The following is a 15,812-nucleotide window of genomic DNA, read 5'->3' as shown; positions in this document are numbered from 1 at the left end:
GTTAGTTGTGAAATGTAAAATGTGAGATGTGTGGTTTGAAAATTAAACGGAAACTTTCGATTTCAGTCTGCTCAGGGTTTCCTGCGAAATATTGATATACGAAGCTACAATTTTATTGGGCAGCCGTTTTACAATTGCCGGATTAATTTTAAGCAACTGACTGTATCTTTCTAAAGCATCCATAGTAGTAAACGACATCAATCTGTTAGTGTTATTTACGTAGGCCTTTTCCAAATACGAACAATAAAATTCCCGCCATTGCGGAATAATCTCCATCAAATGATTGAAATCTTCGTGACTGATGTACAACAACTCCGACTTTTCAATAACCTGTATGTATTCTGTCGAAGGCATTTTGGTGATAAAACTGACCAAAGCCGTCGCAATTTGGTTTTCGAATGCAATATAACGGGTAACATCTTTTCCCTCTTCATTGATAAAGTAAATTCTCAAACAGCCTTTAGTTACAAAATAGGTATGCTGACTCGTTTGCCCTGCCGAAAGCAGCAATTCATTCTTGCTTTGTTGTAAAGGTTTAAAGTAAGATAAAATAGTATTGAGATTTTCATCAGAAACAGCAATACGTTTTTTTATATAAGCAGCTAGTTGTTCGTAAGGCATTTAGATAATTAGTTATTGGGTAATCAATCATTAACAATTAATAATCAACCATTAACAATTAAAGATAGTCTTTTACAAATTTTCGGTAGTAAATGATATCTTCAATAGATAGCACTACCAAATCGTGTTGTATTGCAAAGCTAATGATTTTGTCCAGTTTGGCCATGGTTCCGTCTGCGTTCATTAACTCGCACAAAACGGCTTCGGGTTGTAAACCTGCTAATTTCATTAAATCTACACTGCCTTCCGTATGTCCGTTTCGTTCGAGAACACCATTGTTTTTGGCTCGTAAGGGGAAAATATGTCCAGGTCTTGCCAGATCCGAAGCTTTGGCATTTACCGCAGATGCCGTTTTAATGGTCGTAATTCGATCTGCTGCCGAAACTCCGGTGGTAACCCCTTCTTTTGCTTCGATCGTAATGGTAAATGGGGTCTGGAAACTACTGGTGTTTTCTTTTACCATATAAGGTAATTCAAGCTGATCTGCTTTTTCATTGGGCAGGCACAGGCAAACGATTCCGCTGCATTCGCGTATCATGAGGGCCATGTCTTGTACGCTGATATGTTGTGCCGAAAAAATTAAATCGCCTTCGTTTTCGCGGTTTTCGTCATCAGTTAGTAAAATTCCTTTTCCGTTTCGCAGCTGTTGTAATGCATTTTCGACACGCTCGATGCTGGTTAAACCAAATTTTTCTAAAGGATAAGGTAAGGTGCTGATCATTTTTAGTTGAGTTTTTTGAATTAAAGAGCAGCAAAGCTAGACTTGTTTCCAATACAAAAGTTTGATATAGGTCAATAAAATCAGTAACTTTCCAATCAACAAACCCGACAGGTTTCAAAAACCTGTCGGGTTTAGATTATAGAAAAAGAATTGAACTCATTTGTAAAGTAGGGCGTAGTAATACCATTTAAAATTAGTTTAGAATTGAAAAGCGATACTTAATTACCCGTATCTTCCAATAAAGCGGACAGGTTTCAAAAACCTGTCGGGTTTGGAAAACATTTTAATTTAAAGTCAAATCACTACAGAACGGCATACTTCTACTAAAAGGCGTATAAATACGCATTGTAGAGTCTTTTTTTATTGTTATATCTTTCCTCTGAAAATTTTGTATCTTAGTCTTTAGTAACTTGATTTTATTTTGATTACCGCTTCTTTTCGGGATCAAAATTGATTGTAAAATAAGAGAACAATGCCTTGGAATCCGGAAATCTACAATAAGTTCAAAAATATTCGATACCAGCCTTTTTATGATTTGGCGAGTTTTATTCAGCCGGTAAAAGGGATGAAGGCTATTGATTTAGGCTGTGGTACGGGAGAGCAAACGGCAATTTTGGCCAATAAATTTACAGAAGCTGATTTTCTGGGAGTTGATTCTTCGGAAGAAATGCTGGAACAGTCAAAAAGTTTAGAAACAGACCGGCTGCATTTCAGAAAAGCCACTACAGAAGAAACCTTAGAATCGGGTGAAAAGTGGGATTTGATTTTTAGCAATGCGGCTTTGCAATGGTCGGATGATCATGAGACATTATTTGCCAAATTACTAGAACTGCTGAATCCGAAAGGACAGTTTGCAGTACAAATGCCGGTTCAGCCGGAAAACAAGCTTAATAAAATTCTTTTGGAGCTGGTTCAGGAAGAACCATTTGTATCTTATCTCAAAGGTTTTAAAAGAGAATCTCCGGTTTTGGACATCGATGCCTATGCGCAAATTCTTTTTGATGGCGGATTAGAACATCTTGAAATCCAGCAAAAAGTATATCCCATTATTGCAAAAGACCACGAGACGTTTTTCAGTTTTATTTCGGGATCGGCTTTGATTCCGTATACAGAACGTCTGGAAGGAGAGGAGAAAGCCCTTTTTATCGAAACGTATAAAAAAAGAATAGCGGAAGGCTTTCCCAAGCTTCCCGCTATCTATTCTTTTAAAAGACTGTTGCTTTATGGCCGTAAAATCTAATCTTATAAAGTTCTATTCTTTGTACAGGATGATAGTAGCTTTGTAGCCTTTCCCCACATTCCACTGACTTGCTTCTATCACTTTTCCTTTATCGTCGTAAACCTGAAATTCGGCTGTATTGGGCGAAGCAGAACCTTCGTTTAAAGCTTCAAAGTCAATTTTATTCATTCCTTTTACCAAAGTAATTTTAAAGCCCTGATAATCTCCATTTAGACTTACTTCAGGTTCTATTACTTTGTCATTTAAGTACACTCGTATTTTATCGCCGTCTACAAAAGCAGCATCACGGTAGCGAATAGTGGATACCGCAGTATTGGTAACAAAACCTCCCAGATATTCGTTTCTTCTGTAAAAAATGCCTTCCACATTGGCCTCCGGTTTATAGAGGCTGTTGTTTTTGTACAGATCCTCGGGATTTATTTTTAAAACGGTTGGCTCTTTTGGCAAAGGTAAATCCGGATTTTGCGGAGTTTCTGTTGGAGGCGGTACGTCTTTTAATTCAACATTTTTTGAATCAATGGGCTTGTATTTGCCATTCACTTCTTTCTGCGCATATCCATGTAAGGAAGCACCAATTAGTATAAATGTCAATAGTATCTTTTTCATATTGTTTTTAAAGTGTTAATTCAGACATCAGATGCATGTATTGCTGTCCGGATAGATAACATTTAATGATAGGTATTTATTGCATTTACCGAAAGTTAATTATTCTTTAATATTTCTTAAATTGCAGAATATCAGATATAAAGTTACGATTTTTTTAGCTATTCCTGTGCGTTTTACCAGGATAGAATCCTCTTTTTTGTCTTTCAATTACGATCTTTTTAAGAGCTAAAAAAATAATTGTCTAAAAAAAGCAAACCAAAATCTTTCGTTTGGTGAGCAGTGAAAGTTTTGATTGAGCCCTTATAATCAGTACAGAGTTTGATAATTTTAGGAGTGTATTATAATTTAAATTTATAATGATATAAAATTATCAATTTGATTTATGAGAATGCCTGCCATAAATTTGTCTCATCAAATCAGAACAACGGTTTGAAAATTAAAATTGATAACATTAAAAACTTTAGTCATGAAATTTACAAGAAACGCAAATGCAAACTGGAAAGGTACAGGAATGGAAGGAAAAGGAACCATTACTACACAAAGTACTACTTTACACAATGCTCAACTCTCTTTTAAAACCCGTTTTGCTGAGGGAGTAGGAACTAACCCTGAAGAATTGATCGCTGCTGCACATGCAGGATGTTTTACAATGCAATTAAGCTTTTTATTATCGGAGGCAGGTTTTGTTCCCGAAGATCTTAATACGACTGCCAAAGTAACTTTTGAAGACGGTACCATCACTTTAATTACTCTTGAACTTACAGGAGCTGTTCCGGGAATTACCGCAGAAAATTTTGAAGCAACAGCTCAAAAAGCAAAAGAGATTTGTCCAATTTCAAAAGTATTGAACACAGAAATTGCTTTAAATGTGTTTTTATTGTCTTAAAAAATAACGAGGAATTTAAATCTAACAAACAACATCTTAAAAAATAAAAAAAATGAAAACAATTAATTTAAAAAGACAATTGAATCGTGTATTCATGTCTGCCGCTTTAATTTTAACTTTTTTAGTATCAACAAATTCAGTTGCGCAAACAGCGCCAACAAAAATTAAAAATGTAGTGTTGGTTCACGGAGCATTTGCTGATGGTTCCGGATGGAGAAATTTATACGACGTACTTTCAAAAAAGGGCTATAAAGTAACGATTGTTCAAAATCCGTTAAGTTCGCTTGAAGACGATGTAGCAGCAACCAATGTGGTATTAGACAATCAGGACGGCCCAACGATTCTGGTAGGACATTCCTGGGGAGGTGCTGTAATTACACAGGCCGGTAACCATCCTAATGTGGTTGGATTGGTATATGTGGCAGCTTTTCAGCCAGACAACGGAGAATCGGCTTTACAATGGCTGCAAACAGCCGCTCCTGCTCCCGAAAATGGTGTGTTGCCTCCAAATGATAAAGGTATAGTGTATTATGATGAGGCTAAGTTTCATGCCGGATTCTGCGCAGACATCAGTAAAGAAGAAGCAGCTTTTATGTATGCCTCACAAGGTGCTTTTTACGCAAAAGGTTTTATAACACCAATCACCAAAGCAGCATGGAAAGATAAACCGGCCTATGCAGTAATTGCGACACAGGACAAAAGTATCGACCCATCTATTCAGCGTGCGATGTACAAACGCTCCAAAACTAAAGCGACTGAAGTAAAAGGAAGCCACTGTGTTTTCATGTCACAGCCAGTAGCCGTTGCCAATGTAATAATTGGCGCTGCTAAAGATCTAAGCGGAAAATAAAGAAATCGTAAAGAATCTGCACAATCTGCGAGAAAAAAAGATTTGACTATTTTAATTTGATTGTGAATTTTTTTGTTTCTCACAGACTTTAATACCAGCAACATTGTTTTGAACACAAAAAAGCCAAAGTACTGCAAGGTATTTTGGCTTTTTTTGTATGGATTGCTGATAGCTATTTAGCGAGTAGTAGCTTTAATAAAATACGGAGAGTCGTTCCATCTTATTTTGCGGTAAGCAAAGTTTTGCTGTAACGATTCCGGCAGGCAATTCCAGATCGCCTCATTCATTTTTTCCAGTAATAACTTTTTAGAAAAGGTATCCGACACCACCAGACTTATCTCGCGTACCGGTTTTGGGTCTTTAAAATGTTTGAAAAGCCCGGTTTCGGCATCATTAATCATCGAAAGTTCGGGAATTATGGCAAAACCTAATTCGGCTCGCACCAGATTCTTTAGGGTTTCAATCGAGCTGATGTCATAACTGAACTGTTCTTTTATTTTGCCCGTACTTTTAATATCACAAATATCCAGAAGCTGAGCATTGTAACAATATTCGTTTTGCAGCAAAAGTAATTCGGCACGATCTGAGGGCTGTAATTCGTAGTGCGCTGCTGCAGCCATGGGATGTACTGTATTCAAATAGGCTACAAACGGTTCCTTAAAAACAGGATGTTCAATCAAATGCGGATTTCCGGTAGGGGTAGCCATTATGGCCACGTCAAGAACTCCCGTCATAACATCATTCATCAATTGGCCTGTATTGGCTTCTTTTATAATGAATTGCATTTTGGGAGTGGCTTTTTTCATCGCCTGAATAAACAGTGGAATCAGATAAGGTGACAAAGTTGAAATGATACCAATTTTGACTTCACCCTCTAGTTTATTTTTCTCATTCACGACAAAATCTCTGATTTCGTCGGCTTCCCGAAGTATTTTTCTGGCACGGTTTATAATTTCAGTTCCCAGAACGGTAGGAGTTAAAGGCACTTTGTTCCGATCGAAAATTTTAATTCCAATTTCTTCTTCCAGATTTTTTAACTGAATCGTTAGCCCGGGTTGTGATACCATACAAACTTCTGCAGCTCTGGCAAAATGGCGCTCGTCGTCTAGTGCTACAATATATTTTAACTGTTGAATTGTCATTTGGATTTGTATAATTGATATAAAGGTAAAAAAATATCGCGGTATAACATCAAATTACACGATGCAGGCACTTTTACTTTTTCAGTTGATAAAAGGAGCGGGGAATGAGCAGCACCGGACAAAAGACCGAAAATTTGCAGGATATGTAAACTAGCCGACATTAACGAAAGAGGAGAGTGAGTAAATTCGATTTCTTAAACGATACAAAATGAGAAAGATACTTACTGTGATTACTATTTTAATGTTTTTTGGTTGTGAATCAGAAGGCGAATTAACCCGTGAGAAAATTGGTTCAGGACAGGTTTCTTCAGAAGCGACTTTACGGTTTACGGGAACTTTAGAACCCGAGGCAGGCAACAAAGTTACGGGTACCGCTAATATCTATAAAGAAGGAGATCGGTACAAATTGTCTTTGAAGGATTTTAGTATTTCGAGTGGCCCCGATCTTAAAGTCTATCTTTCTAAAACCAACAGACCGGACAGTTTTATAAACCTTGGAAGTCTGGGATCCGGAGCTTCACAAACCTACACCGTTCCCGAAGGAGTCAGTTTTGCAACCTATCCCTATGTATTAATTCATTGTCAGCAATTCAATCACCTTTTTGCCACTGCTGCTTTAAAATCCAACTCATTATGAAAATTAAGTTTTTAATTGTTTTAGCCTTGTTGTCTGTGTTTAATCTCTCTAAGGCACAAGGCTGTAGCGATGCCGGTATTTGCAGTATCGGAAGCGCGGTTAATGAAACCGACAAGAAGAAAAGCAACAGTATTGAATTTGCTACTATCGTGGGTAAAGGAGATGCCGATGTGAAGTATGTGTCGGGCTATATTGGCTACAACCGAATTTTTAATGAAAAATGGTCTGCCAATGCAAAAGTAACGTCCTCTTATGCAAATGGAAGTTTTGGAAGCAGAGGTTCGGTTGGAGATGCCTTTTTAACCGCAAACTATCGGCCGGTTATGAAGGGTTCTTACCAATGGAGTTTTACTTCGGGGGTTAAAATTCCCTTTAATCAAAGTAATCTTAAAATAAACGATCACCCGCTTCCAATGGATTATCAGAGCAGTCTTGGAACTTTTGATTTTTTGGGAAGTGTTAACTTAAACTATAAAAACTGGGATTTTAATTATGCCGTACAGCTACCTGTAATTGACATAAATGCAAATTCGTATTTCAGCGAATATTCAGGTACAGCCGATTTTGTGACCACCAATTTATTTGAAAGAAAACCAGACATGCTTTTACGCGGAACCTATACGATTACTACATCCAATCATAAGTTTTCGTTCAAACCCAATTTGCTTTTGATTTACCATTTGGGAGAAGACACTTACGAAGATATTTATGGACAAAGAAAAAATATTGCAGGCTCTGAAGGACTTACGGTTAACGGGAATCTTATTGCGGGCTATCATTTTCCATCCGGTAGCAGTATTGAAGTTTCGGTCGCGACGCCTTTTGTGGTGCGGGAAGTCAGACCAGACGGACTTACCAGAGCATGGACCGCAGGTTTGAGTTATAAAATGTGGTTTTAAAAGATTTTTGGATGCTGACTGAAGTATAAATAGGCTTAGAATATCAAGTACAGTAAAGAAATTTATTGTGTTAAATAAGTAACGCAAATTTTTTCTTACATCAATTTTAATTATTTTGCGCAAACCATGATCAGATGAACTGAAAAAGAGCTATGCCCGTCCTTTGAAAAAGATGCTTCTAAGGAGGAGGAATACTTATACCTTCAACTGATGTGGAATAAAATATATACCCATTACTTTAAATGCCGAAATCAAAAATGATGAAATCTGTACACGCTCAACTTTTACACTTACTATTATTATTTATTGGAATTGCTTCCATAAATGCTCAAAACTACAAACCTACTGATGCCTTAATTGGAAATAAAACTCTTAAAAAAGGAGTATTATCCAATGGAATGACATATTATATTTATCCAACAGCGGTAAATAAAAACACAGCAAGTTATTATATTATTCAAAATGTAGGCTCTGTTTTAGAGAATGACAATCAGAAAGGATTGGCGCATTTTCTGGAGCACATGGCTTTCAACGGAACTAAAAATTTTCCCGGAAAAGGAATTTTGACGACTCTGGAAAAACAAGGGGCTGTTTTTGGAAATAATATAAATGCGTACACCAGTTTTGATGAGACGGTTTATAATTTTGACAATATTCCATCAACAGATCCTAAAGTCATTGATACAGCCTTGCTGATTTTGCACGATTGGTCGCATTCATTGTTACTAACCAATGAGGAGATTGACGCCGAACGCGGTATTATTGTTGAAGAATGGAGAACCAGACAAAACGCATCAACTCGCATTTCTAACTTATTCAATCCTTATTTGTACAACCATTCGCTGTATGCAAAGCGTACTCCTATTGGGGATATGGATATTGTAAAACATTTTGATTACGCTTTGTTACGAGATTTTTACAAAGAATGGTACCGTCCCGATTTGCAGGCAATTGCAGTTGTTGGGGATGTGAATGCGGAAGAAATTGAACAAAAAATAAAAACGTTATTTGCGGATATTCCGAAAGCTAAAAACCCGAAAAAACGTTTTGAGGTAGCGATTCCGGATCATGAGGAACCTTTTTTTAAGTTAGCCCTCGATAAAGAAATAACGAGTTCGGGTATATCTTTTAAAATCATTCAAAATGACGCTTTTAAGAGTCAGACTTTTGCCGATCTACAGCAGTTGATCACAAGGGTAATGGCATTTTCAATGCTCAATGACAGATTGAATGAATTAGCACAGAAAGAAAATAGTCCGTTTAAAAATGCGGAAGTTTACTATTCTGATTTTACAAGAGTGAACGATGTCATGGGAATGGAAATTGCTCCAAAACCGAATAAACAGGCAGAAGCTTTCGCTGCTGTCATGGACGAGTTTATACGCGCCGGAAAATTTGGTTTTTCGGAAGGTGAAATTCAAAGAACCATAACCGCCATTATTTCTTATTTCGAAAACTATATTATATCAGAGAAAGAAATTTCACATAACAGTATTATCAATAGTATAAAATCAGAATTTCTCTCACACCAACTGGCTACAGATTCTAAGAGCAAGTTTGAGATGATAAAAGTTATTCTGAAAAATATCGATTCAAAAGCTTTTCAGGCCGAATTAACACGTGGATATACGACAAAGAACAGGGTAGTGACCGTTGAAGGTATGGAAAATGAAACCAATCTAACCAAGGAGAGCGCGTTTGCTATTATTGCCAAATCAGAAAATAATCCTGATTTAAAGCCTTATGAAGATAGTTTTAATGGTAAATCACTGCTGACTGATGTTACGATTGTTCCGGGAAAAATTACTGCTGAAAAGGAAAGTAAAGAAATCGGTGCTACTACCTATACTTTGAGCAATGGTGTAAAAGTGCATTACAAATTTGCAAATAAGAATGTAAATGATGTACAGCTGCTTGCGGAAAGTTTCGGGGGATCATCTTTGTATAGTCCAAAAGATTTACCATCGATATTTGCACTCAATGGTTTGGCAGATGCTTCAGGTGCGGGAGCATTCTCTAGTATTGATCTGGAAAAAATTCTGGCAGGAAAGGTTGCCGGTACTGGAGTAAGTGTGGGAGATTTAAGCGAAACGGTTTCAGGAAGCGCTAAAGTAAAGGACCTTGAAGTAATGCTGCAATTGGTACACCTGCGTTTTGCAAAACCACGTTTTGACAAGGAAATTTTTGATATTAAGAAGTTAAATCTTCAAAATTATCTGGAAAACAAAGACAAGGACATCAATGGAAAAATGACCGATAGTATTAATGCAATCGTTTATGGGAAAAATAATCCCAGAATAAGAGTTTTGGACCAGCAGTTTATTGATGATTTGTCTTTTGAAAGAATAAAAGCAATCTATAAAGAACGATTTTGTGATGTTTCTAACTTTGAGTTTTTTATCGTAGGCGACGTAAAACCGGAAGTTTTGAAACCGTTATTAGAAAAGTACATTGCCAGTATTCCCGGCATAAAAAGGGAAGAAACCTTCAAAGACAAAACACCGGTATGGAATTCCAATAAAATCAACAGAGAGGTTTTAATTAAAATGGAAACGATCAAAAGTACGGTCAACATTCAGTTTGAAAGCGATTTTAAATACACTTCCAAAAATGCTGTTTTGACCGATATGCTTAGCGATATTCTGACTTTACGCTATACCGAGAGCCTTAGAGAAAAAGAAGGAGGAACTTATGGTGTGCAGGTCAGTGCAGCAGCTTCGAGATTTCCAAAAAACACCGTAGCCCTATCGATCAATTTTGATTCAGATCCGGTCAAAGTGAACAGTTTACTTCCTATAGTTTACGACGAAATTAACAAAATTAAAAAAGGTATTTTGGTAAAAGAAGACCTTGCGAAAACCAAAAGCAACTACCTAAAATCGCGAGAAGACAGTAAAAACTTCAACAGCTACAGTTTGAGTTTAGTATACAATTTTTTTGAGTACAATATCAACTTGGAGGATCCTGCAACTTATATAGATATTGTAAATAGCATCACTGAAAAAGACATTCAGGAGTTTGCTAATGCATTTTTAAATAAAGCTAAATCCTACGAAATTGTCTTTAAACCATTGCAATAATCGGTGAAGTCCTGCGCATAACAATTAACAAGATCATATAAAATCTGCCCAATCTGCAAGATCTGCGAGAAAAAAGACATGTTGAAGTGCTAAGCACAGTGTAGTTTATAAATTCTGCGTAGGAAAAAAAGATTAGGTTAATGAGGTGGGCGAGTAACCAAATTGCTTTTTAAAGGCATGCGAAAAATGAGAAAGATTTTCAAAGCCCACTTCGTAGCAAACATCAATTGTTTTTTTCTGGTTGTTGGTTAATTGGTAGTGTGCCAGTTCCAGTCGTTTTCTCGTGAGCCATTTTTGAGGAGTCGTATTAAAATATTTCCTAAAGTCCCGGTTAAAAGTAGAAAGACTTCGTCCGGTGAGATAGCCTATTTTGTCCAGAGACATATTAAACATAAAGTTGCGCTCCATAAAACTTACCAAATCAATTTTGCCGGGTTCTTCAAAGTTGGCCAGAACATCGTCAATGTTTTTGTCGATGGTTCGAAGAATACTAATCGCCTCTGTAATCTTTAGTGCGGCGATATTTTCGGGCAGCTCTTTCATATCAAAGTACGGAATCAAAGAGGAAAGACAGCTTTCTAACAAAGGATGATTGTTGTAGTGTTTTATTTCAGAATGTGTGATTGTTTTTGGTTTGACATCTAGTCCGGCATAAAATTCCCTCAGTTTGGCTGTCGACAAATGCATTACTACAGTTTTGTGTGGCTGACCGTCTTTTGGATAGTTTATAATAGTGGCCAATTGATTTCGAGGGATCAGAAAAATATCTCCTTTCTTAAAAAGATGAACGCCATCTGCCTGTACAATCTTGGTTTCTCCTGAAATAAACCATACAAGCATGTGCTGATCGAACATGATATCCGATTTAAAAAAGCCGTCCGAATAACAAGACAGTTTAATATCCGGGCTTATGTATTTTGCTTCAAATTCCATAGAGGTCTACGATTATGTTTTCCGGTCGGTTGTAATTCCTTGCTTGGAGGAAACAGACTTTCAAATTTAGTAAAATTATGCGGGCAATGATTCTTTACTTTCTTGCCCATTCCTTTTATACAGAAGTTACCGCGGGTTGATTGCGGTAACTTCTTTTGTTTTTTATACTCCGACATTAAAAGAAATTTGAGTCATTTTTTCGCTGAGATCCCACAAACGTCTGGCGTTAGCTTCGTCTAGAGAATATAATTTTACTCCGGGAGTTACAGAGGGTTCATGGGCAATTGTGGCTATTTCTACGTCTTCACAATACACCCCTCCAATTGAATCCAGCTGCGAACTTGTAGCACACCATACAGTCGTAGCAGCTCCCTGCGGAATGGTTTTTAAATGGGCAGCGATTTCCGGCAAAATAGTTCCTTCATCATCACAAAAGCCCATTTTTTGAAACAGCTCTAAAGAGGCTTCGCGGGCAAGTTCTGTTCCGTTTATAGATCCCGGATGTAACGAATAAGAGCGCACACCAAACTCTTTTCCACGATTATCTAATTCCAGAGTAAATAAATTACTGGCCGTTTTAGATTGCCCGTATGCCTGTAAAGTTTCGTATTCGCTGGAAAGAAAATTAGGATCGTCAAAATTAAAAGGAGCAAACTGATGGCCCTGAGACGATACCTGAATAACTCTTGCCGATTTGGCTTTTTTTAGTGCGGGCCACAACTGTGCCGTTAACTGAAAATGCGCCAGATAATTGGTTGCCAGCTGTGATTCGATACCCCGATGGTCCCGACGAAACGGAACCCACATGATACCGGCATTATTGATTAGCAAGTGCAACGGTCTGTTGGATGATAGGAATTTTTCGGCAAAAGCAGTAATAGATTCAGGTTTCATCAGATCCATTACTTCCAATTCTACATTGGGTACACCCGCCAGGTTTATTTTTGCTTTTTCAAGATCTCTGGCCGGTACAATAACGGTTGCTCCTGCCAGGGCAAGAGTTTTGACTGTTTCTAACCCAATTCCGGTATTTCCGCCTGTTACGATGGCAATTTTGCCTGTAAGGTCAATGCCTTTGATGACATCGTTTGTGGTTGATTTTGCATTAAATCCTGAACCAATTGGTTTTTGCAAAGCGCCCTGATAATTGTTCTGTTTCATTTTTAGTGATTTTTAGGTGAATGTTACAAGGCAAAATTACCAGGAAGTGGGATAGTGAACTTTGTTCAGAATGTCATTTTACTTTGTTCAGAATGTCATTCAGCCAGAACGATCTTAAAAGCGAAAGGGTATGTGAATTTAAAAAGTAAGATTATATTGATTTATGGGCTAGGAGAGGGTTAAATACCTTGTTAATTTATCAACTTCATAGGTTCGTAAGGGATGATGACCCTTTTCTTTTGATTAAAATCATTTATTTTAAGAAATAATAGCAATTCATTAGGTTCTTATTGATAATTTTGCCGCTGTAAACTTTAAATGGATGTGGGCTGAGTTGTGAAAAGATTTACTTTTAAAAAAATGTAAGTTAGTTTTATAACTGCAGGGAATTTGTCGAAACACATCGGGGAGTAGTTTTTCTTCTTAAGGGCGTTTTTTGAATTTCTTTGTTTATTCAACTCTCCGTGACTGGTTCTGGAGCAGGGTTGTAAAATTGACTGTTGCCTTGTAATAATAAGGTGCAAACATTACATCTGAATAACGACTTTAATTCATTAATTTTTTATGTCTTCACGCTGCATTTCCAATAATTGTATAAAGTACTTCATTCTTGCATTTTTATTAGTTTCATTCCATTCCCAAGCTCAGGAAGTTACACCTCAGATTAAACAATTAGATGAAAAATTAAGAAGTTTAGACAACCGAAATCAAACAGACAGTATCAGTTATTTAATTGATAAACATTTGGCGAGACCCAATTTAAATCAATTTGAGCTTCAGTTGTTGTATTTTTTTAAGGCGAATTATTACAAAATAATAGGAAGATCTTCGGATGCGATTGTTTATTTGAATAAATCTATCGTACTGAAAGGCGAGGGAAAGGAATCACAGAAAATCTATAATAAAAGTCTCTACATCTTATCGGATTTGTTTTTTACTCAAAAAGAGTATAAAAAAGCATTCTATTATGCCAATTTATGCCAAAGTAAAATTTCGCCAACCGATAGTCCCAGCAATTATATTGTACTGCATTTAATTATCGGATACTATTATTACATCAATTACGATCATAAAAAAAGCATGGAAGAATTTTTGCTCACAGAACGCGTGGCAAAAAAATACAATCCGTGTAAACTGGCAGAAGTGTATGTTAAAACAGCCCGTATTTACAGCAGGCAAAATCGAATTGAGAAAGCAAAAAAAGTAATCACCGAAAGTATCAGAGTGGCTGACAGCTGCAATGATCTGGAGAACAAAATCAATGCTTTACGAACGTTAAGAGAAATTATGGTAGAGCAGGGCGAGTTTGAGGCTGCTCACAAAACATTTGAAAGACTGGACCGACTGGTAGGCATCGAGGACATGAAAATTAGGAACAGCAGGATAGATTCGTTTGAAATTGCGAATAAAATCAAGTTGAAAGAGCAGCAGAATATTAATCTGAAAAAAATCAACGAAAGCAAAGAGGAACGTTTGCAGAAACAAAAAATTGCCCTTATTGCTTCGCTAATCGGAATTACGCTGTTGATCATATTATTGTATTCGATTGTAGTATTGACCAAAAAACAACGAAGTACCAATGAAACGCTGAGGCTGCAAAAGGAGCAAATTGAAATAAAGAACAATGATTTAAAACGTCTTAACTTACTGCACCAAAAGATTTTTACGGTCATCTCACACGATTTTAAGGAACCCATTACAACGTTAAAAATCTTATTAGACAAAGAGGACGTTCTTAAAAATGAAAATAAGATTGTTTCGACCTATGTGAAAGCAATAGGACAACAGTTAGAACAATCGGATGCCATGCTTACAAGTTTACTCGATTGGGCAAAGATGGAGCTGATTACCACGCAGTCGGGTTATAGCGAGATTATGCTGTACAATAGCATCAGTGCGGCCTGCAAGGAATTATCACATCAGTTAAAAGCAAAGAATATTACAATCGATCTTAAGGTTTCAAAAGGAACAACTGTTGTATTTAATTCTGCTGTTTTAAGTATTGTATTGCGAAACATTATCAATAACGCGATTAAATTTAGTTATCAGGATAGCATTATCACCATTGAAAATAACAATCATGAAATCATAGTAACAGATTTCGGTAAGGGAGTTGAACAAAAAAAGATCGACAAATTATTCAAGCAGAAAATAAATCCCGGACTAGGAACTAATCTGGAATCGGGGTTTGGAATCGGACTGTATTTGTGTCAGGAATTAATGTTGAAAAACGGAGGTACGCTTGCTGTTTTTAACAATGAATCAGCAGGTTGTACATTCAGAATTATCTTGCCTAAATAGGGAAAACCGCTATTTTCTTAACAAAAATTTTGTCGCTAATTTGTAGCATGATACATATTGCATTTTTTGAAGATCAGCCTATAGTATGTGGAGGTCTTACTAGTTTTTTTTCAAATCAGAAAGGGCTCGAAGTTCTTTTTTACGCTACTAACAAACAAGACTTATATCTTAAAGTTCAGCAGCATTCGGGATTAGATCTAATTATTGTAGATCTGATCGCAAATGATGTACAAGGACTTGAAGTCTATGAATACCTTCACAAAAATCACCCCGATTTAAGAGTGATTGCTTTTACCTCGCTTTCGAGCCCCATATTAGTCGAAAACTTACTGGCTATGGGCGTAAAAGGTTACGTAAACAAAAACCAGGACAGCGAAGAGCTTTTAGAAGCTATAAAATTAGTTTGGGAAGGTGGGATTTACCTGCCGGATGACTACGCATTTTTGTCCAAACAAAACAGGGTAGGTACAGCCATTACGCTAACGGCAAAAGAGCTTACCATCATGCAATACATCATTAGAGAATTTACTACAGCTGATATTGCCAGCGAATTGAAACTTTCGGTTAATACAGTCGAAAATCACAGAAAAAACATTTTTAACAAACTCGATGTAAGTAATGTTGCAGGTATGGTGCGTGAGGCATCAAAACTGGGGCATATTAACTAGAGTGCAGTGATGGTTTAGGTCGGTTCGGCCTGAATGCAATCGCTACAATCTTTGGATATCAATGGAT

At 36.9% G+C, this 15,812-nt stretch carries 14 protein-coding genes; 8 read left to right on the top strand and 6 right to left on the bottom strand.

Going from position 1 to position 15,812, the window contains the following annotated elements; genetic code table 11:
• Window positions 1-42 precede the first annotated feature (42 nt).
• Both ACN1CN_RS01860 and ribB read right to left on the bottom strand, forming a co-directional pair.
• Window positions 43-621, bottom strand: a complete 579-nt coding sequence (locus tag ACN1CN_RS01860) for a Crp/Fnr family transcriptional regulator (protein ID WP_291287778.1) — start codon at window positions 619-621, stop codon at window positions 43-45.
• 58 nt (window positions 622-679) lie between these two features.
• A complete protein-coding gene (gene ribB / locus ACN1CN_RS01855) occupies window positions 680-1,342 on the bottom strand; it encodes a 3,4-dihydroxy-2-butanone-4-phosphate synthase (protein ID WP_291287777.1) in 663 nt (220 codons plus the stop codon).
• 472 nt (window positions 1,343-1,814) lie between these two features.
• Here ribB and ACN1CN_RS01850 point away from each other — a divergent pair, with 472 nt between their 5' ends.
• Complete coding sequence (locus tag ACN1CN_RS01850) at window positions 1,815-2,582, top strand: methyltransferase domain-containing protein (protein WP_419134443.1); 768 nt, start codon at window positions 1,815-1,817, stop codon at window positions 2,580-2,582.
• Between the two features lie 12 nt (window positions 2,583-2,594).
• Here the strand turns inward: ACN1CN_RS01850 and ACN1CN_RS01845 are convergent, their stop codons facing one another.
• On the bottom strand, window positions 2,595-3,188 hold the full coding sequence (locus tag ACN1CN_RS01845; protein WP_419134442.1) for a hypothetical protein: 594 nt from the start codon (window positions 3,186-3,188) through the stop codon (window positions 2,595-2,597).
• 466 nt (window positions 3,189-3,654) lie between these two features.
• Here ACN1CN_RS01845 and ACN1CN_RS01840 point away from each other — a divergent pair, with 466 nt between their 5' ends.
• Window positions 3,655-4,074, top strand: a complete 420-nt coding sequence (locus tag ACN1CN_RS01840) for an OsmC family protein (protein WP_419134441.1) — start codon at window positions 3,655-3,657, stop codon at window positions 4,072-4,074.
• Between the two features lie 52 nt (window positions 4,075-4,126).
• Complete coding sequence (locus ACN1CN_RS01835) at window positions 4,127-4,924, top strand: alpha/beta hydrolase (protein WP_291287774.1); 798 nt, start codon at window positions 4,127-4,129, stop codon at window positions 4,922-4,924.
• 176 nt (window positions 4,925-5,100) lie between these two features.
• On the opposite strand, the gene ACN1CN_RS01830 is transcribed toward ACN1CN_RS01835, so the two are convergent.
• Window positions 5,101-6,066, bottom strand: a complete 966-nt coding sequence (locus ACN1CN_RS01830) for a LysR substrate-binding domain-containing protein (protein WP_419134440.1) — start codon at window positions 6,064-6,066, stop codon at window positions 5,101-5,103.
• Window positions 6,067-6,274: 208 nt separating this feature from the next.
• On the opposite strand from ACN1CN_RS01830, the gene ACN1CN_RS01825 reads away from it, so the two are divergent.
• The 3 genes from ACN1CN_RS01825 (at window position 6,275) to ACN1CN_RS01815 (ending at window position 10,682) form a co-directional block, all read left to right on the top strand.
• Window positions 6,275-6,703: a DM13 domain-containing protein gene (locus ACN1CN_RS01825; RefSeq protein ID WP_419134439.1), complete on the top strand. Its 429-nt coding sequence runs from the start codon at window positions 6,275-6,277 to the stop codon at window positions 6,701-6,703.
• Window positions 6,700-7,602, top strand: coding sequence for a hypothetical protein (locus ACN1CN_RS01820; protein WP_419134438.1), 903 nt, complete (start codon window positions 6,700-6,702; stop codon window positions 7,600-7,602). Before ACN1CN_RS01825 ends, ACN1CN_RS01820 begins: the two co-directional genes overlap by 4 nt.
• 257 nt (window positions 7,603-7,859) lie before the next feature.
• Window positions 7,860-10,682, top strand: coding sequence for a M16 family metallopeptidase (locus tag ACN1CN_RS01815; protein WP_419134437.1), 2,823 nt, complete (start codon window positions 7,860-7,862; stop codon window positions 10,680-10,682).
• Window positions 10,683-10,814: 132 nt separating this feature from the next.
• Here ACN1CN_RS01815 and ACN1CN_RS01810 read toward each other — a convergent pair whose 3' ends face one another.
• Window positions 10,815-11,615 carry a helix-turn-helix domain-containing protein gene (locus ACN1CN_RS01810; RefSeq protein ID WP_419134436.1) on the bottom strand — a complete coding sequence of 267 codons (801 nt, stop codon included), beginning with the start codon at window positions 11,613-11,615 and terminating at the stop codon, window positions 10,815-10,817.
• A gap of 162 nt (window positions 11,616-11,777) precedes the next feature.
• Window positions 11,778-12,776 (bottom strand): SDR family NAD(P)-dependent oxidoreductase, encoded by a 999-nt coding sequence (locus tag ACN1CN_RS01805; protein ID WP_419134435.1) that lies wholly within the window; start codon window positions 12,774-12,776, stop codon window positions 11,778-11,780.
• Between the two features lie 564 nt (window positions 12,777-13,340).
• Between ACN1CN_RS01805 and ACN1CN_RS01800 the strand changes: the two genes are divergently transcribed.
• Complete coding sequence (locus ACN1CN_RS01800; RefSeq protein ID WP_291287767.1) at window positions 13,341-15,077, top strand: sensor histidine kinase; 1,737 nt, start codon at window positions 13,341-13,343, stop codon at window positions 15,075-15,077.
• Window positions 15,078-15,124: 47 nt separating this feature from the next.
• A complete protein-coding gene (locus tag ACN1CN_RS01795; protein WP_264523793.1) occupies window positions 15,125-15,745 on the top strand; it encodes a response regulator in 621 nt (206 codons plus the stop codon).
• Window positions 15,746-15,812: the final 67 nt, after the last annotated feature.

Source organism: Flavobacterium sp. T12S277, from assembly GCF_048514875.1.
Taxonomy (GTDB): Bacteria; Bacteroidota; Bacteroidia; order Flavobacteriales; family Flavobacteriaceae; genus Flavobacterium.
The sequence above is the reverse complement of the archived record's forward strand: the minus strand, read 5'-3'. Positions and strand labels throughout refer to the sequence as shown.